This window comes from Pseudochrobactrum algeriensis, assembly GCF_018436245.1.
Taxonomy (GTDB): domain Bacteria; phylum Pseudomonadota; class Alphaproteobacteria; order Rhizobiales; family Rhizobiaceae; genus Pseudochrobactrum; species Pseudochrobactrum saccharolyticum.
This window is the reverse complement of record NZ_CP075361.1, coordinates 926,457-944,225: the sequence shown is the minus strand read 5'-3', so window position 1 is coordinate 944,225 and position 17,769 is coordinate 926,457. Positions and strand designations below refer to the sequence as shown.

16 protein-coding genes are annotated in these 17,769 nt (G+C 51.9%); 8 read left to right on the top strand and 8 right to left on the bottom strand.

The window, feature by feature from the left end; all coding sequences use genetic code 11:
- Nucleotides 1-37 precede the first annotated feature (37 nt).
- From KHQ09_RS06245 to KHQ09_RS06235, 3 genes are all read left to right on the top strand, one after another.
- Nucleotides 38-2,134, top strand: coding sequence for a S9 family peptidase (locus KHQ09_RS06245; RefSeq protein WP_213597086.1), 2,097 nt, complete (start codon nucleotides 38-40; stop codon nucleotides 2,132-2,134).
- A gap of 79 nt (nucleotides 2,135-2,213) precedes the next feature.
- On the top strand, nucleotides 2,214-2,567 hold the full coding sequence (locus tag KHQ09_RS06240) for a metallophosphoesterase (RefSeq protein WP_420801433.1): 354 nt from the start codon (nucleotides 2,214-2,216) through the stop codon (nucleotides 2,565-2,567).
- Between the two features lie 195 nt (nucleotides 2,568-2,762).
- A complete protein-coding gene (locus tag KHQ09_RS06235) occupies nucleotides 2,763-3,677 on the top strand; it encodes an MBL fold metallo-hydrolase (protein WP_213597084.1) in 915 nt (304 codons plus the stop codon).
- A gap of 76 nt (nucleotides 3,678-3,753) precedes the next feature.
- Here KHQ09_RS06235 and KHQ09_RS06230 read toward each other — a convergent pair whose 3' ends face one another.
- From KHQ09_RS06230 to KHQ09_RS06215, 4 genes are all read right to left on the bottom strand, one after another.
- A complete protein-coding gene (locus KHQ09_RS06230; protein ID WP_213597082.1) occupies nucleotides 3,754-5,082 on the bottom strand; it encodes an acetamidase/formamidase family protein in 1,329 nt (442 codons plus the stop codon).
- Nucleotides 5,083-5,255: 173 nt separating this feature from the next.
- On the bottom strand, nucleotides 5,256-6,194 hold the full coding sequence (locus KHQ09_RS06225; RefSeq protein WP_213597080.1) for a cytochrome c: 939 nt from the start codon (nucleotides 6,192-6,194) through the stop codon (nucleotides 5,256-5,258).
- A gap of 147 nt (nucleotides 6,195-6,341) precedes the next feature.
- Complete coding sequence (locus KHQ09_RS06220) at nucleotides 6,342-6,776, bottom strand: c-type cytochrome (protein ID WP_022710045.1); 435 nt, start codon at nucleotides 6,774-6,776, stop codon at nucleotides 6,342-6,344.
- Nucleotides 6,777-6,953: 177 nt separating this feature from the next.
- Nucleotides 6,954-7,550 (bottom strand): superoxide dismutase, encoded by a 597-nt coding sequence (locus KHQ09_RS06215; protein ID WP_022710046.1) that lies wholly within the window; start codon nucleotides 7,548-7,550, stop codon nucleotides 6,954-6,956.
- 626 nt (nucleotides 7,551-8,176) lie between these two features.
- Between KHQ09_RS06215 and KHQ09_RS06210 the strand changes: the two genes are divergently transcribed.
- Nucleotides 8,177-8,887 carry a L,D-transpeptidase gene (locus tag KHQ09_RS06210; RefSeq protein WP_116089284.1) on the top strand — a complete coding sequence of 237 codons (711 nt, stop codon included), beginning with the start codon at nucleotides 8,177-8,179 and terminating at the stop codon, nucleotides 8,885-8,887.
- Nucleotides 8,888-8,944: 57 nt separating this feature from the next.
- On the opposite strand, the gene KHQ09_RS06205 is transcribed toward KHQ09_RS06210, so the two are convergent.
- Nucleotides 8,945-10,450 carry a helicase HerA-like C-terminal domain-containing protein gene (locus KHQ09_RS06205; protein WP_213597078.1) on the bottom strand — a complete coding sequence of 502 codons (1,506 nt, stop codon included), beginning with the start codon at nucleotides 10,448-10,450 and terminating at the stop codon, nucleotides 8,945-8,947.
- 224 nt (nucleotides 10,451-10,674) lie between these two features.
- Here KHQ09_RS06205 and KHQ09_RS06200 point away from each other — a divergent pair, with 224 nt between their 5' ends.
- Nucleotides 10,675-11,037, top strand: a complete 363-nt coding sequence (locus KHQ09_RS06200) for a hypothetical protein (RefSeq protein ID WP_022710049.1) — start codon at nucleotides 10,675-10,677, stop codon at nucleotides 11,035-11,037.
- A gap of 46 nt (nucleotides 11,038-11,083) precedes the next feature.
- Here the strand turns inward: KHQ09_RS06200 and KHQ09_RS06195 are convergent, their stop codons facing one another.
- Nucleotides 11,084-12,370 (bottom strand): CynX/NimT family MFS transporter, encoded by a 1,287-nt coding sequence (locus KHQ09_RS06195; protein WP_238481574.1) that lies wholly within the window; start codon nucleotides 12,368-12,370, stop codon nucleotides 11,084-11,086.
- Nucleotides 12,371-12,648: 278 nt separating this feature from the next.
- Between KHQ09_RS06195 and corA the strand changes: the two genes are divergently transcribed.
- Nucleotides 12,649-13,647, top strand: a complete 999-nt coding sequence (gene corA / locus KHQ09_RS06190) for a magnesium/cobalt transporter CorA (RefSeq protein ID WP_213597076.1) — start codon at nucleotides 12,649-12,651, stop codon at nucleotides 13,645-13,647.
- 18 nt (nucleotides 13,648-13,665) lie between these two features.
- Here corA and KHQ09_RS06185 read toward each other — a convergent pair whose 3' ends face one another.
- Together KHQ09_RS06185 and KHQ09_RS06180 are read right to left on the bottom strand one after the other, a co-directional pair.
- The gene (locus tag KHQ09_RS06185; protein ID WP_213597074.1) at nucleotides 13,666-14,136 is read right to left on the bottom strand and encodes a GreA/GreB family elongation factor; all 471 of its coding nucleotides are present in this window, start codon (nucleotides 14,134-14,136) and stop codon (nucleotides 13,666-13,668) included.
- Between the two features lie 114 nt (nucleotides 14,137-14,250).
- A complete protein-coding gene (locus KHQ09_RS06180; protein ID WP_338019232.1) occupies nucleotides 14,251-15,279 on the bottom strand; it encodes an asparaginase in 1,029 nt (342 codons plus the stop codon).
- A 203-nt stretch (nucleotides 15,280-15,482) separates the two neighbouring features.
- Here KHQ09_RS06180 and betI point away from each other — a divergent pair, with 203 nt between their 5' ends.
- Nucleotides 15,483-16,091: a transcriptional regulator BetI gene (gene betI, locus KHQ09_RS06175; protein WP_213597070.1), complete on the top strand. Its 609-nt coding sequence runs from the start codon at nucleotides 15,483-15,485 to the stop codon at nucleotides 16,089-16,091.
- Between the two features lie 10 nt (nucleotides 16,092-16,101).
- Complete coding sequence (gene betA / locus KHQ09_RS06170; RefSeq protein WP_213597067.1) at nucleotides 16,102-17,751, top strand: choline dehydrogenase; 1,650 nt, start codon at nucleotides 16,102-16,104, stop codon at nucleotides 17,749-17,751.
- Nucleotides 17,752-17,769: the final 18 nt, after the last annotated feature.

Here is a 17,769-nt window from a genome sequence, read left to right as displayed (position 1 = left end):
TTTTACATCTCATCTTGGCAACAATACCGGAAACAGTATGAACCAGCATTCATTCCCTAAGCACAACGCCCCAGCAACTGAGAAGAAGGCGTTCAGCGACACGCGCCACGGTATTGTCCGCCATGATGAATATCACTGGCTGCGCGCTGCCAACTGGCAGGATGTTCTACGCGATCCCTCCCTGCTGGATGCGCAAATCCGTTCGCATCTTGAAGCTGAAAACGCCTATCAGTCAGCTTTAATGGCAGATACGCAGGAGCTGCAGAAACAGCTGTTCTCGGAAATGAAAGGCCGCATCAAGGAAGATGACTCCAGTGTGCCGGTCAAAGACGGTGCCTATGCCTATGGCATTTCCTATGTCACCGGCGGACAGCATCCGCAATATTTCAGAACCCCGCGGGATGGCGGCGATAAAACCATTCTGATTGACGGCGACAAGGAGGCCGCTTCCCTTGCCTATTTCAGCCTTGGCGGACTGGACTATTCGCCTGACCATAAAGCACTGGCATGGTCTGCCGACACCAAAGGCTCCGAATTTTACGACATTAAAATCCGCGATCTCTCCACACTGGAAGACAGTGCGGATCTGCTGACATCCACCGCAGGCGGAACTGTATGGGATGCAGCAAGTCAGGGTGTTTTCTATGTGCAGATGGATGATAATCATCGCCCTGCCAAATTATTCTATCACCGTACCGGCACCAAGCAGGATCAGGATGCGCTGATCTATGAAGAAAAAGACGCCGGTTTCTTCATGAATGTTTCCGGCAGTTCACTGAATGACTTTGTTTTCATCAATATTCAGGATCATGAAACTTCTGAAGTCTGGCTGATACCGGCCAATAATCCGCAGGCAAAGCCACAGCTCGTGGCAGCGCGCGAAACCGGCATTGAATACAGCCTCACAGAAGGCGGAGACGTTTTCTATATTCTCACCAATATTGACGGTGCAAAGGACTTCAAGATTATGTCCGCACCGGTCAGTGCCCCGCAAAAACAAAACTGGACGGAAGTCGTTGCCGAGAAATCCGGCACGATTATTCTGGATGTTGGGGCGTATAAAAATCATCTGGTCTGGCTGGAGCGTAATAATGGCCTGCCGCGCATTGTTATCCGTGAGCGCAGCAGCGGGACAGAACATGCCATTGCTTTTGATGAAGAAGCCTATTCGCTTGGCCTGCATGGCAGCGCTGAATATGACACGGATGTGATCCGTTTTTCCTATTCATCCATGACCACGCCGAGCCAGCTCTTTGATTATAATATGGTCACACGCGAACGCGTGCTGCTGAAAACGCAGGAAGTGCCAAGCGGTCATGTGATTGAAAATTATGTCACCCGCAGGCTCCTTGCACCGGCGGCAGATGGTGAGCTGGTACCGGTTTCCATTCTCGCCCATAAGGACACACCGCTGGACGGCTCGGCTCCATGTCTTCTCTATGGCTATGGCGCTTATGGCAGCTCCATTCCGGCAAGTTTCTCGACCACACGCCTCTCTCTGGTTGACCGTGGTTTTATCTATGCCATTGCCCATATTCGCGGCGGCAAAGACAAAGGCTTCGCCTGGTATGAAAACGGCAAACGGGAACATAAGGTCAATACATTCACTGACTTCATTGCTGCAGCAAAACATCTTGTGGCAGAGAATTTCACCCGTCATGACCGGATTATCGCCCATGGCGGTTCGGCAGGCGGCATGCTGATGGGCGCTATCACCAATATGGCTCCGGAAGCATTTGGCGGGATAATTGCCGATGTGCCGTTTGTGGATGTGCTGAATACTATGCTGGATGACAGCCTGCCGCTGACCCCGCCGGAATGGCCGGAATGGGGCAATCCGATTGCATCGGAAACGGATTACCGCACCATTGCCACCTACTCTCCTTATGACAATGTTTCGGCGCAGAATTATCCGCCGATATTGGCAACAGCAGGCCTGACCGACCCGCGTGTTACCTATTGGGAAGCGGCAAAATGGGTTGCTAAACTGCGCGATCAGTCCACCAGCGGCAATCCTGTGCTTTTCAAAATCAATATGGAAGCAGGCCATGGCGGTGTTTCAGGGCGTTTCTCGCAACTGGAAGAAGTCGCCTATAATTATGCTTTCGCGCTTAAGGTTGCAGACAGACTGTAACAGGCGCATAAAGATATGACATAGCAGAGCAGAAAATTCTGCTCTGCTATGTCTTCCGAAAACGGGAAAGGATTAAGCCATGCCATTCATGTCTCTGAATTTCCTCAGCAAAAGCGGGTTACGGCTCTGCGTGTCCGCTTTAAGCATTCTGGCTATGACCACCATCTCAACACCGCAGGCAGAAGCCGCGGTTCGTAAAAATGTCAGCGAATATGCAGGGCAGCGCTGCAATCCGCCTCCGCGTGGCAGCGGTGTTATTGTCGGCATTTTTCAGGGACTTGGCGAAAGCGCCTTTGTCAGCAGTGACTATCCGGAAGTGATCAGCCGCTATCGCTGCTTCCCCTCGCTGGAAGAATGCAAAGGCTGGCTTTACACGATGCAAAGCCTCTATAGCGCAGGCCTGCCCCGCGCAGCCAAATGCCTGAAACGCTAAAAGCAGCACTATATACACTGTGTTCACTGTGATGAAACAAAGCGGAATTACCTGAAAACCCTTGAAATTCCGCTTTTTGCCCGCAGCCGGTTACTTTGCTGTAACCTGCGGATTTCTACATGCCTTCTTGTCAGCGGCGCTTTGCTCCTTAATTTCCGTAACACCGATATCATCCCTCCGGTGAAGGAAAAGACCATGACTTTTTTAAAAACAGCAACACAGTTTCTGAGCAAAGCAGCTTTTGCGGCGACACTTGCAACCTCCGCCCTCTCCGTAACCTCTGCCCATGCGCAGGAAAATAAAGCACTGAACTGGCAATTCTTTCAGGCAGATGAAAACGGCTTTCTCCGCACACCCGTTCTGCTGACCGGCGAAAAAGAAGCGATTCTGCTGGATGGCGGCTTTACGCTTTCAGACGGCAAAGCTCTTGCAGAGAAAATCAAGGAAAGCGGCAAAACACTGACAACAATCTATGTGAGCCAGAGCGACCCTGATTATTATTTCAGCCTCAGCCCAGTCAAAGCCGCGTTTCCTGATGCAAAAGTGATTGCCGCACCGGCGACGGTTGAAGCCATTAAAGGCAATGTGGAAGGTAAACTGAAAGTCTGGGGTCCGCAGCTGAAAGAAAACGGCCCGCAGACGCTGGCTGATGTGGTGATGCCTGAGGCTTCAGACGTCAAAGAGCTGGATCTGGAAGGCAAGAAAATCGAGATCATTGATGCGGAGAATATGCCGAACCGCCGTTATCTCTGGGTACCATCTCTGAAAGCTGTTTTCGGTGGTGTTCTGGTCACTGCCGGTGAACATGTATGGCTTGCCGACACACCAAAAGCAGAGCAGCGTCAGGCATGGATCAAAACCCTTGATGCCATTGCGGCACGCAATCCTGAAATTGTTGTACCTGCCCATATGAGCGCCGGTTCAAAAACCGATATTTCTGCAGTTACTTTCACCAAAGACTATCTTGTCGCCTTTGAAGAAGAACAGGCCAAAGCCAAAAACAGTGAAGAACTGATTGCCGCTATGAAAAAGCGCTATCCTGATCTGGGTGGCATATCCAGCCTTGAGCTTGGCGCCAAGGTCATTAAAGGCGAAATGGAGTGGGAATAACCGTCTCCCACCTCTGAAATAAAAAAGCACCGGAAATTCCGGTGCTTTTCTTTTTAACCCAACCTGCAAAAGCAGATCAGTCAAGATCATAGAGTGAGCGGGCAAAACCGGCCAGCCCCTTCTCTTCCAGCTTTTTCAGCGGCATACGGAAGGTGACGCGGACGATCCCCGGATGACGGCCGATTTCAATCGCACCAAGCATTGTTGCACGGTTCATGATCTCGGGAACAGTAACATCAAAAAGATCAGCCGCACGTTTCAGGCCGTTCTCAGTCGCTTCATTCAGCGTAGCCCCGCTGCCGATTACGGTAACCGGTGCATCGCGCTCAATTGCTGTCACACCATTGGCCTTGCCAAGTGCCTCAGCACGCTGGCGCTCAATGGCATTTAAAGGACGCGCCAGATAAGGCACATCCTCCGCCACAGGAAACAGCAGCGGCCCGTCAATCGCCAGCCCTTTGATAACATGCACTTCAAGCGTGACCACGCCTGCAACATCGCAGGTATGACCGGCAATTTCACCGTCACCCTGCAATGCGTGCATATCGCCCAGATAGACACCGCCGCCCGGCACTTTCACCGGACAAATCAGTATCGCCCCCTGCCGAACAGAATTTACATCAAGATGACCGTCGGTTTTGTTGCGCGCCAGTTCATCCGGTGTCAGAGCATATTTATGCGGCGCATTGAGCAAAAATGAACCGAAATCACCGGCATTATGGGAATCCGGCATCGCTTTTGAAGGTGTTGTGCCCAACTGCCCGAGGAAAGGCCGCAGACGTGTGGCCACACCGACCAGATCAGCGGGAGCAAAAGTCAGAACCGGATTTTGAATGGATGTATCCGGCAGTGCCATAATCTTTGCAGCATCCGGCGCCATGGCTTCGGCTCTGGCTTTTCCGACAGTTACACCAATGCTGCGCTCGTCATCAAAGACAATTGTATAGCCGTTTTCAATCTTAAACGGCGTGGCATCGGCTCCGCATTTATCACAACGGATAGCGCTCTGGCCGATGCCTTCAATATGGGTGGCAGGCCATTCCGTACCGCATTCCGCACAGACAGCAGCGCAGAACGGATCACCATTATTACGACCTGTCACCACACTGTCCGAACCGGAAGCCGTAGCAGCAGATGTTACAACAATGGAGCGGATGCGAATGGCAATCGCATCACCGATTTCAGCACCTTCAACAGCGACCGGCCGCGTGACCTCATGACCGCCGCGAATGGCGGGCGTAATCATAGGCCCCCAGCAACCGGGCGCAGTATTGGCGATAATCGTACCACCATCAGCCACAGGCCCGAGCATGGCACGCTCAGGATCAAGAATACCATCGGTGAGTTCGGTCACATAGACTGTGCGACAGGCAGTGCTTTTCTGCCGGCTTTTATCATTTTGCATTCCTGCATCCTCCAGAAACGATGCGCTGTTCAGGCGAACAGACAGGCTTCACACTCTTCCGGATGCGGCAATTCCATTCTGTCCGACAGAAATATGCCGACCGGCACGATCATGCTAATGGACAATAACCAGTTTAAATAATGACAAAGCCGTGAGGCAGAAACACTGTTAACCTATTGAGAAACATAACCATCTTTATGGGCAGGAATGGCTTTGAGATAAGCGGCGATTGCCTCGCGGTCAGAAACCTGAAGCTTTGAAGTATTGGCGATCACATCGGTCATTGACCCGCCCATCGAGTCAAAATCCGGTGTAAATCCGCTTTCCAGACCATAGGCAATGTCACCAGCGCTCCAGCCGGAAATGCCGCCCTCACCGCCTGTGATATTCGGCACGACACCGCGTTTTCCCTGACTGTCCGTTTCCGCCGAAACCGCACCGGCCAACCATTGCGCTGTATCAGAACCACCAAATGCATTACGCGGCGTATGGCATTCGCCGCAATGCCCCATGGCTTCTACAAGATATTGCCCGCGCTGCAGCTGCGCATCCGGATTATTCAGCTGAACGGCGGGCGCATCATTCAGATAAAGCATTTTCCAGAGGCCAAGCCCGCGGCGCACATTAAACGGAAAGCCAAGCTCATGCGGTTTTGATGCTTCATCAGAAGCCGGCAGAGTTTTCATGAAGGCATAAAGATCCGCCACATCCTGCAATTTCATGCGGGTATAGGATGTATAAGGAAAGGACGGATAAAGGTGCTCTCCGTTACGCCCTGTACCTTCCAGCATGGCATCGGCAAATTCGGCCAATGTCCAGTCTTTGATACCGGCAGCAGACGGTGAAATATTGGGAGCTATGAAAGTCCCGAAATCGGTTTTCAGCTCATGCCCGCCGGACAGAACCAGCTTGGCATCGCCTGATGCCCCCGGAGCCGCATGACATGAGGCGCAGCCGCCTGCATAGAAAACCTGTTCGCCGTTTTTGACATCCCCTGCCGCCAGCTTGTCCAGCGCGGCGCGGTCAACATGCACAGGCTGTGTCAGAAACCAGAAAACACCGGCACCGGTTACAGCACAAAGCAAAGCTGCGGATATCAATTTACGTTTCATATCAAATTCTTACCCTGTTAAAGCGCAAGGAATAATCTGCGCAGCGCCTGTAATATTTCCAATATGATTTCAGACTGAAAATATTGATCGCTTTAAATCAACGCACATCCCGAAACAATTTTCGGGATGTGCTTCAGGCTAAGCCTGTTATTTCTTGATGCGGTAAGCCTGATGGCATGTGCCGCAGCTTGCGCCAACATCTTTCATGCTCACACGCAGTGCATCAACATCCTGCGGTTTGGCATCCGCAGCGGCTGCAGTCGCAGTGCGGAACTTCTCGATTTCAACTTTAAAACCGGCTTCATCTTCCCAGATTTTAGGCGCGGCAGCAGTATCACCGCTTTCTGAACCCTTAGGGAACAGCTTTTCTGCATCCATCTTGATGGCATCTGCTTTGAGCTGCTCAAGCGCAGCCTGAACGGCTTCTGCTTCAAACGGCTTTTCGCCTTTCATAATTGGTCCCAGCACGCCCATTGAGCGGCCGACATCTTTCATCAGCGCCTGACGGTCAGTCACCGGTGACGCTGAAGCCGCACTTGTCAGCATGAATAAAGCAGAGAAGATTGCCAAAGATTTTTGCATGAACAGCGTCCTTTAATCGCGAATATGAGTTTCTTTGAATATTGCCAGTACAATACTCAATTTAGAATGATTATAGTAATGCGATTTAGAATATCTATAAAAACGTCAGTTCATCAGATTAATTTTTTGTAACAATAAAAAAGCCTCCCGAAGGAGGCTTTTCATCAGGCCGAATTATTAAGCTTTTTCGTAAAGCTCAAGCACATAATCCCAGTTGATCATGCTGTCGACGAAAGCTTCCAGATATTTCGGACGCGCATTGCGGTAGTCGATATAGTAGGAATGTTCCCATACGTCGACGCCGAGAATTGGTGTCGCGCCGTGTACCAGCGGGTTTTCGCCGTTTGGTGTTTTGGAAATTTCCAGCTTGCCGTCTTTAACCGACAGCCATGCCCAACCCGAACCGAACTGACCGGCGCCAGCCGCGATGAAATCTTCACGGAACTTATCATAGCCGCCAAGGTCGGATTTGATTGCAGCTTCCAGCTTAGCAGGCAGCTTGTTGCCGCCGCCGTTTTTCTTCATCCATTTCCAGAAGTGGATATGGTTGTAATGCTGACCGGCATTGTTGAAGAGCGCCTGATTTTTGCCGTAGCTTTCTTTAACTACGTCTTCAAGGCTCTTGCCTTCCAGACCCGAACCTTCAAGCAGCTTGTTGCCGTTGGTTACATAGGCCTGATGATGCTTGTCATGGTGAAACTCAAGGGTTTCACGGGACATATAAGGGGTAAGCGCATCATAGTCATAAGGCAGAGCAGGCAATTCAAAAGCCATGGTGTTTCTCCTCTTGGTGTGGGCGGCTTCAAGTTTCCGCCACCCAAATTCTTCATGCCTGTATTACATAGGCCGACACAGGCACGCGGGCAATGCAGAGAACGACAGTTCTGCGAAAAATCACGGAAATTTTAAATTATTATCACATCAGACTGTGGGTAAGCGCCCTGTCAAAGCTGCAATAAAACCAAACAATTACATCACAACCGGTTTTCATAAGAGCGACAGCGGCTTAAGCGACCATCATTGAATGTCAGCGTATTGTATAAACCCTAAACCGTGCAGTAATAACATAACATTTCCTGTTGCAAGACAGCAACAGATATATAAGCATCCGTGTAATCTTAAAAATTCATAAGTTCTTAGCCATATTGTGGCAATTTTTGACCAGCTTTATGCAGGGATGTTCTGCCGGAATCCTAATCATATTTTCAACAGCGTAATTCTCGGCAGATCCATCTTTCCGGCCGTCAGGCCATTATACCGTTCCGTCCCTCGCCCTTACGGCGCTGATTGAACGGCTCTGTCGGGTCGTGTCTGAATATATTGTTTACGCGGGCTTACGCGCTGCATGTATCAGACACACACTCATAATTTAAAAACGTTCTGAAAAGACTGGTTTAAATATGGAAAATTCTTTCTCCCGCCGCTCTTTCATGTCGGCGCTGTCGGTCACAGCCGCTGCCGGACTGGCAGGCTGTACGCAGATCAGCCGTAATATTCCGGTGATCGACATGACCGGCGGTCCGGCTCCGGTCGCCCCGCCGATCAATAATGGCGGCGCAACCGGCCCTTATGCCAGCATGTATGCGGCGGTTGAAGATGAAGGCTATTCGATTCCTGCTGTACCGTTTCAGAAAATTGATCCGAAATATTATCGCCAGCTCGTTCAGGACCCGACCGGTGAAATGCCGGGTACCGTCGTTGTCGATACCGCGAACCGCTTTCTCTATCTGGTGATGCAGGATGGTCAGGCACTGCGCTACGGCGTGGGTATCGGCCGTGCAGGCTTTTCATGGTCAGGCCGCGCTCTTATTCAGTGGAAGCGCAAATGGCCGCGCTGGACACCGCCGGATGATATGATCGGCCGTCAGCCGGAACTGGAAAAATACAGCGCCCGCAATGGCGGTATGGCACCGGGACTGACCAATCCGCTTGGCGCACGCGCTCTGTATATCTTTAAGGACGGTGTTGATACGCTTTATCGTATCCACGGCAATCCGGAATGGTGGTCGATCGGTAAAGCCGTTTCGTCCGGCTGTGTCCGCATGGTCAATCAGGACGTGATCGACCTCTATGACCGCGTACCGAATAAAACACCAATTCTGGTTATGTAATTGATATCAATTAAAAAGGCGGGTTGCAAAGCAGCCCGCCTTTTTCTTATAGTTCAATCAGCGTTTGAAACCGCCCAGAATGCCGCGCACAATGGCACGGCCGAGCGAATTACTCACAGTTCGCACCACACTTTTCACTGCGGTTTCCGCAACAGTCTGACGGCTGCCGCGCTTGCCGCCACCAAGGGTGGATGACAGATAATCTGTCCAGCTGCCGCTATCCTGCTCCGCCTGTTGCTGCTCGACTGTAGCGACTTTTTCCTGCGCCCGTTTCTGCAGAATTTCAAAGGCAGATTCACGGTCAATTGCGCGGTCATACTGACCGGATACCGGACTGGTCGCAATCAGCTTCGCCCGCTCATCTGCTGTCAAAGGCCCGATCCGCGACGCAGGCGGACGCATCAAAGTGCGCTGCACCATCGAAGGGATGCCTTTTGCCTGCAAGGTTGAGACCAGCGTCTCCCCCGTAGACAGTAATGTAATCGCTTTGAATGTATCGAAATCCGGATTAGGACGGAATGTATCCGCAGCCGTTTTAACCGCCGCTGTCTCGCGCGGCGTATAGGCACGCAGCGCATGTTGCACACGATTACCGAGCTGCGCCAGCACCACTTCCGGCACATCCAGCGGATTCTGCGTCACGAAATAAACACCCACGCCCTTGGAGCGGATCAGGCGCACAACCTGCTGAATACGATCCAGCAGAGCCTTTGGCGCCTCATCAAACAGCAAATGCGCTTCATCAAAGAAGAACACCAGACGCGGTTTTTCCGGATCTCCAACCTCCGGCAATTGTTCAAACAGCTCCGACATCAGCCAGAGCAAAAATGTGGAGTACAGCCGCGGATTCATCATCAGCTTGTCAGCAGCCAACACACTGACAAGGCCGCGCCCGTCGGTGGTTGTACGCATCAGATCAGAAATACTCAGCGCAGGTTCACCGAAAAAGAACGTGCCGCCCTGTTGCTCCAGCACCAGCAGCGAGCGCTGAATTGCACCGACAGATGCCTTGTTGATATTGCCATATTGGATGGAAAGTTCAGGCGCGCGCTCGGCCACATGGGTCAGCAGCGACTGTAAATCCTTCATATCAAGGAGCAGAAGCCCCTCTTCATCCGCCACACGGAAAGCAATATTCAGCACGCCTTCCTGCGCATCCGTTAGGTTCATCAGGCGAGCCAGCAGCAAAGGCCCCATTTCGGAAATCGTAGCGCGGATCGGATGTCCCTGCTCGCCGAAAATATCCCAGAAGATAACCGGTGTCGCATGCATGTCATAAGGATCAAGGTGGATCTCCTCGGCACGCTTTACCGAGAAATCATTTTTCTCGCCAACAGCGGCAATACCGGACAAATCACCTTTAATATCCGCGCAGAAAACCGGTACACCGGCTGCGGAAAAAGCCTCAGCCATAACCTGAAGACTCACAGTTTTACCCGTACCGGTAGCGCCGGTCACAAGCCCGTGCCGGTTGGCATATTTCAGCGCCAGTTCTTCCGGTTGCTGGTAACTATTATCCGGTTTACGGCTGGCACCCAGAAAAATGCTTCCTTCAGCAGGCATAGACATACTCCTCATCCGTTCATTCTCACGCCGAATAATCTGAGCCACGGCACAAATCATTATAATCTATAATCGTCCTGTAACATCAGAACAATATTCTACGATCTGTTCACCGGTTATTTCCGCCTGTTCATTGCATTTTATGATACACCGGCATCAGAGCAGGCTTGATTTCATCACGGCAGAGTGCTTATTACGTAAACGTCAATTTTTGGGAGACTATTATGGAAGAGCTGATTTCACGTATTACCAATAATGTTGGTGTTGATAGCGCCACAGCAGAAAAAGCTGTCGGCCTGATCCTTGCCTTTCTCGAAAAAGAAGGCCCGCAGGATAAAGTCGGCGCACTGATCGCCGGTATTCCCGGCGCACAGGAACTGATTGCCTCGGCAGATAAAGGCGGTTTCCTCTCCAATATGATGGGCGGCGTTATGGGTCTTGGCTCCAAGCTGATGGGCGCAGGCCTCGGCATGGGTGAAATCACCGGTGTGGCGAAAGAAACCATTGCTTTCGCAAAAGAAAAAGCCGGCGCGCAGACCGTTGATGATGTTGTGAATTCTATTCCGGGTCTCGGCCAGTTTATCTAAGGTCAGTACCTCAGCAAAAAGCCCCTCTTTCGAGGGGCTTTTTTATTTACTCACTGTCGGCCTGCACATGCAGTGCCCGCCCTGCTCCCCAGCCATTCCATGCCGCCACAAGACCGATCGCCACAAACAGCATGGCACTGGCTGTGTAAGTTCCGGTCAGATCATGGATAATGCCGATCAGCAGCGGCACAACCGATGCAATCATATAACCGACAAATTGCACCATGCCGGACAGATGCGAAGCCACACGCGGATTTGGCGAGCGCAGCACGATTTCGGTCATAGCCGCAGCAATCAGTCCGCCAAGACCGATGCCTTGCAGAACCGCCCAATACCAGACCGACCACAGCGGCATAAACAGCATCGCCAGCATGGCGATGGTCGCAAAAGCGATCAGGATCACATTCAAAAGACTCTGATTGCGTGAGCGCACCGCAATTGTCGGCACAACCAGACAGGCAATCAGCTGCATACCGATAGAGACGGAAACCACCGCACCAGCCGTAATGCCATCCAGTCCGCGCTCACGCAGGATTGGCGATAACCAGCCGAACACAGTGAAAGCCAGCGATGACTGCAAGCCCATGAAGAAGGTCAGCTGCCATGCGATTTTATCACGCCATAATCCGGTGACTTTGCTTTTATTGGCCGCCCGCTGATGTTTCACACGCCATGTCAGCACACCCCAGAGTATACCGACGATCAGCGCCGGAACCGCCCACAGGCTCAACGCCTGCTGCCATGAATTATCAAGCGCCCTGTAAACGGGCAAAGTCACCGCAGCGGCAATTGCCGCGCCGCCGCTCAGCGCCATTGTATAAAAACCGGTCAGCAAAGCAGCTTTATCCGGAAAATCACGTTTTACAATGCCGGGCAGCAACACATTACAGGTCGCAATACAGGCTCCTGCCAGCACAGTACCGGCAAACATCAGCGTAACCGGTCCGGTGCCGCGCAGAAATGTGCCGAAGGCCAGCAACAATACCGCCAGTAGCAATGTGCGCTCCATTCCGATGCGCTCACCGAATTTTGGAGCCAGAGGCGCGAAAAAGCCCAGACAAAAAACCGGTAAAGTCGTCAGCAGCCCTGCAGTTAAAGAGCTGATACCTGTAGAGGCAATAATTTCAGGCAGAAGCGCTGAAAAACTGGAGAATAACGGACGCAGGTTCAGAGCAATCAGTACCAGACACAGGCCTGCAAGCAGACGATAGACCGGTGTCATGCCGTGATGCGCACATGATGCCGGTTGAGACTGAACGGGTTGTGAAACTGCTGTTTCAGTTATCGTGTGCAGATTACCTTCAGCCAGCAGCGGCTCGCCCGTGACAGACATGAAATTACTATTCCTGTTTTTCTTCAGAGCATCATGCACCCGTTCGGACACAGAAAGGACACTCTGAATTATTGAAACTATGCACCGCGCCTTGCGAAAAGCGGTTCCGGTTTATGCGCCGGTGCTATAGTCCGTTATTTGAACTCTGATTGATATATCTTTAACCGTGAGATGTGTCCACAGCAGGCGGATATATGTCACCGGCATCGACATGCCTTATTTACATATATACGGCTATAGTGCTGTTTCATTTTATTGACAGGGATTTTTGAGCAAAGATGCTGACTGTATATTATCGCAACGGCGACCTTCTCATTCCGGTTGAACCTGCAACGCAGATTACAGACGATCTTTTGCAAAAATCACTCTGGATCGATCTGGTCAATCCGACTGCTGAAGAGGAAAGTCAGGTTGAAAAATGGGCGAATATCCCCATCCCGACACGGGAAGATATGGGAGAGATTGAAGAATCCAGCCGGTTTTACAGTGAGAACGGCGCGCAATATCTGACAGCACCATTCCTGCATCTTGCAGAAGATGACCACCGGATTGTCAGCCCTGTCACTTTCATTCTAACGGATAAACTGCTCATCAGCGTGCGCTATGCGCAGCCAAAATCCTTTGTGCTTTATGTCGCGCGCACAGCTAAAAGCGGCAACGGCCTGATTAACAGCCGCACCAACAGCCTTTGCGTTTTGCTTGGCATTATCGAGACCAATACCAACCGGCTGGCGGATTTCATTGAAGGCGTGAGCGAAAAAATCGACAATGCGTCACACCGCATTTACCGCCGCCCTGATAACAAACGCCCGATGTCGACCCAGAATTTCCGCGAAATCCTCAATGAAATCGGTGCCCATGGTACGTTTCTCTCAAGGATGCGTGAAAGCCTGTCAGGCATTCGCCGGTTGCTGGTCTATATTACTGCCAACAGCTCCCCCAAGACACAGGCCAAAGATACCCGTGCATGGCTGAAAACACTGGAACGCGATACGCAGTCGCTTGAGAATTACGTTGATTTTCTCAACAACAAAATCAACTTCCTGCTCGATACAATTGTCGGGCTGATCTCGGTTGAACAAAACGCGATTATCAAAATCTTCTCAGTGGCCGCAGTCGGCTTCATGCCTCCGACACTGATCGCTTCGATCTACGGCATGAATTTCAGCTTCATGCCGGAGCTCTCAGAAAAATGGGGCTATCCCGCAGCACTGGGGCTAATGATTATCTCTGCACTGATCCCGCTTTACTTCTTCCGCAGAAAAGGCTGGCTCTGAACAGAGCCGGCAACTTATCTATTTGATGGCTTTAAAGCTGATAATCTCCAGCTCGCGGCCATTCACAGTCACCAGATCACCTTCGCCTTTGCCGAATAATGCAACAGCAAGCGGTGAGATGTGAGAAATCGTGCCCTTAGACGGATCAGCCTCATCTTCGCCGACAATCATCCAGCTCTGCTGACGGCCGTCTTCATTCTCAACAGTGACCTGCATACCAAAGCGGATCACTTCACCGTCTTTATCGGCCAGTGTCAGTTCTGCATTCTCCCGCCGCGCTGTCCAATAGCGCAAATCGCGGGAGACATGAGCAATTGCGGCCTTGTCCCCGCTGGCTGTCGCCTGCCCCAGTTCGGTTTGCAGACGTGACAGTTCAGCCTCAATCAGCTTGAGGCCGTTTTGAGTAACCAGATTGCGGTGGTGACTGACCGGACGTTCCACCAAACCGGAAGGAACATCGTCCTGTTCTTTTGTAAAAGCTCTGCTCATAATTTAAAGGTAGGAAGTAACCACAACAAAAGCAAGCTGCGCGGAAAAACAATTAAGCCGCACATCTTTATGATGCACGGCTTAATTATTAAATACTTATAGTATTTTTCATTTTCAGAAAGAAACAGCTTTCAGTCCATCAACCAGAGCCGCTGATGGTGCAATATAACCGAAATCAATACCGTTCCAGTTACTCATACGGCGCGTTGCACGTGCTTCCAGCTTGCCGGACAGCTCTGTATCTTTTGCAAAGAGCTGTGCCAGCAAACGTGTCACCATCACCTCTGCCGCACGGGTGGCACCATCATCGCATTTCATGGCAAAGCCTACACCCAGTTCAGGCACGGCACCGCAGAACACACCTTCCGCACCGGTTTTCACAAAAATACGACCAGGTGCGAGTTCCATCAGCTCTGTGCAGGCACGACGGCTGCCAGCCACATAGAATGGTGCTGCCATGCAGGCGTCTAACAAGCGCTTGGCGGCTTGTGCACGAACAGGTGCAAGACCTGTACCGGTTGCCATACGGGCAAAACCGCGTGCCATAGCATCAAGACCAATGGCATAGGTCGGGATGGAACAACCATCCGTGCCATATTCATCAGCATTATGCACCGCGCCGGTCACTTCCTGCATGGTTTCACGTACAATGGTCTGGATCTGCGAACCGGCCTGCACATAGCCTTTGGTCTTCAAGCCCATATGCGCGCAAGTGCAGAGAAAACCGGCATGTTTACCGGAGCAGTTATTATTGAGCGCAGTCGGCTCCTTGCCGCTACGGGCAACTTCGATCAGCACTTTCTGATCAGACGGCCAATGGGCACCGCATTCCAGATCATCACAGGACAAACCGGCTTTCGCCAGCATCGAAGCCGCACGCGCCACATGCTCCGGCTCACCGGAATGGGAAGCGCAGGCCATGGCCAGTTCTTCATTGCCAAAACCATAGGCATCAGCAGCACCGCTTTCCACAAATGGCAGCGCCTGAATAGCCTTGATTGCCGAACGCGGATAGGTCGGGCGTGTTACCTCGCCGATGTTCAGAACGGCCTTACCGTCACCATCGAACAGTGCCAATGCACCGCTGTGGCGGCTTTCCACCACTTTACCGCGCACAACTTCAACCAAAACCGGATTTGCCATTTTAAAACTCCGCATCATTCACTGCCGATGCTCTAGCAAAATAGTCTTATGCCGTCAAAACGCATCCACCTCGTCAGTCAACGGATTTTCTCACTTTAAATTTCCATCATAGTATTGAAATAAAACGATAATAAACTCTTGATTGACTGATCAATCAATAAAAACGATAATCAGTCTAATCCAAACAATTTTGTGAGACAGACATGCCTAAGATAGGAATGGAGGAGCTGCGCCGGAAAGACCTGATTTCGGCCGCCATTCAGACAATCGGCGAGCGCGGTTCGCTTGATGTGACTGTTGCGCAAATCGCCCGCAAGGCCGGTGTATCGGCAGCGCTCGCGCATCACTATTTCGGCGGTAAAGATCAGTTGCTATTAGCCACGATGCGTCACTTGCTGCGCGAACTCGGCACTGATTTGCGCCTCGCTTTACAGGCAGCAGACAGCCCGCGTGCAAGACTTTCCGCAATTATCAGCGTCAACTTCTCCGCCTCACAGTTTGCCCATGAAACGATTGCTGCATGGCTCACCTTCTATGCCCATGCCCAGCAATCATTAGAGATGCGCCGTCTGTTGCGAATTTATGCCCGCCGCCTGCATTCCAACCTGTGTTTTGCTCTGGAGCAGCTCACAGACAAACAGACCGCACAACATATTGGTGAAGGCACCGGCGCTCTGATCGACGGCCTTTATATCCGCCACGCGTTGGGTGCCGATGCGCCGGAGGCGCCAAAAGCCATTGCACTGGTTGAGGATTACATCACCGTCCAACTGGCACGCCACACATTTAATCCATCCCGTAACCGGCATTAAGGAAACCACTATGGAAGCAGATTTCGTTATCATCGGCTCCGGTTCTGCCGGTTCTGCCATGGCCTACCGCCTGTCTGAAGACGGCAAGCATTCTGTTATCGTTATCGAATATGGCGGCACCGATATGGGACCGCTGATCCAGATGCCTGCGGCTCTGTCCTTTCCGATGAATATGTCCACCTATGACTGGGGCTTTAACACCGAACCGGAGCCGCACCTTAACGGCCGCCGTCTGGTTACTCCGCGCGGCAAGGTTATCGGCGGTTCCTCATCCGTCAATGGCATGGTCTATGTGCGCGGACACGCCAAAGATTTCGACCATTGGGCTGAGAGCGGTGCCAGTGGCTGGTCCTATGCGGATGTGCTGCCTTACTTCAAGCGCATGGAACACTCCCATGGCGGTGAGGAAGGCTGGCGCGGCACCAATGGCCCGATGCATGTGCAGCGCGGCAAGCGCAGCAATCCGTTGTTCAAAGCTTTCAACGACGCCGGAAAACAAGCAGGCTTTGAAACAACAGATGACTATAACGGCTCGAAACAGGAAGGTTTCGGCCCGATGGAGCAAACCATCCATCACGGCCGCCGCTGGTCAACCGCCAATGCCTATCTGCGTCCTGCCCTCAAACGCCGCAATGTGACCTTGGTCAATGCTTTTGCCCGCAAAGTGGTAATCGAGAATGGCCGTGCAACCGGCGTTGAGATCGAAAAATCCGGCACAGTCAGTGTTATCAAAGCAAAGCGTGAAGTGATTATCGCCGCTTCCAGCATCAATTCGCCAAAACTGCTGATGCTTTCCGGTATTGGCCCTGCGGAGCATTTACGCGAACACGGCATTGAGGTCGTGGCAGACCGTGCCGGTGTCGGCGCGAATTTGCAGGATCACATGGAAGTCTATGTGCAGCAGGAATGCCTGCAGCCGATTACACTTTATTCCAGCCTCAACCTGTTTTCCAAAGCCCGCATTGGTGCGGAATGGCTGTTCTTCAAATCCGGCCTCGGCGCGACCAACCATTTTGAAGGCGCTGCTTTTGTGCGCTCAAGTGCCGGTGTGGAATATCCGGATATTCAGTTCCACTTCCTGCCGGTTGCAATCCGTTATGATGGTAAAGCAGCAGCAGGCGGCCACGGTTTTCAGGCGCATGTCGGGCCGATGCGTTCCAAGTCGCGCGGTTCGGTCACACTGCGCTCCAATGATCCGAAAGAGAAACCGAAAATCCTGTTTAACTACATGTCGCATCCGGATGACTGGCGCGACTTCCGCCATTGCATCCGCCTGACCCGTGAGATCTTTGGCCAGCAGGCTTTTGACCCGTATCGCGGGCGGGAAATTCAGCCGGGCGACGATCAGGTCACAGACAAACAGCTGGATAATTTCATCCGCGACCATGCAGAGAGCGCATTCCATCCGTGCGGCACCTGTAAAATGGGTTCAGTCAACGACCCGATGGCCGTGGTTGATCCGGAATGCCGTGTGATTGGTGTTGAAGGTCTGCGCGTGGCTGACAGCTCGATTTTCCCGCGTGTGCCTTACGGTAACCTCAACGGCCCGTCGATCATGACCGGTGAAAAGGCTTCAGACCATATCTTAGGCAAAACACCGCTGCCGCGCTCCAATCAGGAGCCGTGGATTAATCCACGCTGGCAAGTCTCCGATCGCTAATTTATAAAGCTCATAGAA

What these genes read in the sequence shown, in the direction of transcription:
- KHQ09_RS06245 (WP_213597086.1), top strand. Translation starts at nt 38, where the DNA reads ATGAACCAGCATTCATTCCCTAAGCACAACGCCCCAGCAACTGAGAAG.
- KHQ09_RS06240 (WP_420801433.1), top strand. Translation starts at nt 2,214, where the DNA reads ATGCCATTCATGTCTCTGAATTTCCTCAGCAAAAGCGGGTTACGGCTC.
- KHQ09_RS06235 (WP_213597084.1), top strand. Translation starts at nt 2,763, where the DNA reads ATGACTTTTTTAAAAACAGCAACACAGTTTCTGAGCAAAGCAGCTTTT.
- KHQ09_RS06230 (WP_213597082.1), bottom strand. Translation starts at nt 5,082, where the DNA reads ATGCAAAATGATAAAAGCCGGCAGAAAAGCACTGCCTGTCGCACAGTC.
- KHQ09_RS06225 (WP_213597080.1), bottom strand. Translation starts at nt 6,194, where the DNA reads ATGAAACGTAAATTGATATCCGCAGCTTTGCTTTGTGCTGTAACCGGT.
- KHQ09_RS06220 (WP_022710045.1), bottom strand. Translation starts at nt 6,776, where the DNA reads ATGCAAAAATCTTTGGCAATCTTCTCTGCTTTATTCATGCTGACAAGT.
- KHQ09_RS06215 (WP_022710046.1), bottom strand. Translation starts at nt 7,550, where the DNA reads ATGGCTTTTGAATTGCCTGCTCTGCCTTATGACTATGATGCGCTTACC.
- KHQ09_RS06210 (WP_116089284.1), top strand. Translation starts at nt 8,177, where the DNA reads ATGGAAAATTCTTTCTCCCGCCGCTCTTTCATGTCGGCGCTGTCGGTC.
- KHQ09_RS06205 (WP_213597078.1), bottom strand. Translation starts at nt 10,450, where the DNA reads ATGCCTGCTGAAGGAAGCATTTTTCTGGGTGCCAGCCGTAAACCGGAT.
- KHQ09_RS06200 (WP_022710049.1), top strand. Translation starts at nt 10,675, where the DNA reads ATGGAAGAGCTGATTTCACGTATTACCAATAATGTTGGTGTTGATAGC.
- KHQ09_RS06195 (WP_238481574.1), bottom strand. Translation starts at nt 12,370, where the DNA reads ATGTCTGTCACGGGCGAGCCGCTGCTGGCTGAAGGTAATCTGCACACG.
- corA (WP_213597076.1), top strand. Translation starts at nt 12,649, where the DNA reads ATGCTGACTGTATATTATCGCAACGGCGACCTTCTCATTCCGGTTGAA.
- KHQ09_RS06185 (WP_213597074.1), bottom strand. Translation starts at nt 14,136, where the DNA reads ATGAGCAGAGCTTTTACAAAAGAACAGGACGATGTTCCTTCCGGTTTG.
- KHQ09_RS06180 (WP_338019232.1), bottom strand. Translation starts at nt 15,279, where the DNA reads ATGGCAAATCCGGTTTTGGTTGAAGTTGTGCGCGGTAAAGTGGTGGAA.
- betI (WP_213597070.1), top strand. Translation starts at nt 15,483, where the DNA reads ATGCCTAAGATAGGAATGGAGGAGCTGCGCCGGAAAGACCTGATTTCG.
- betA (WP_213597067.1), top strand. Translation starts at nt 16,102, where the DNA reads ATGGAAGCAGATTTCGTTATCATCGGCTCCGGTTCTGCCGGTTCTGCC.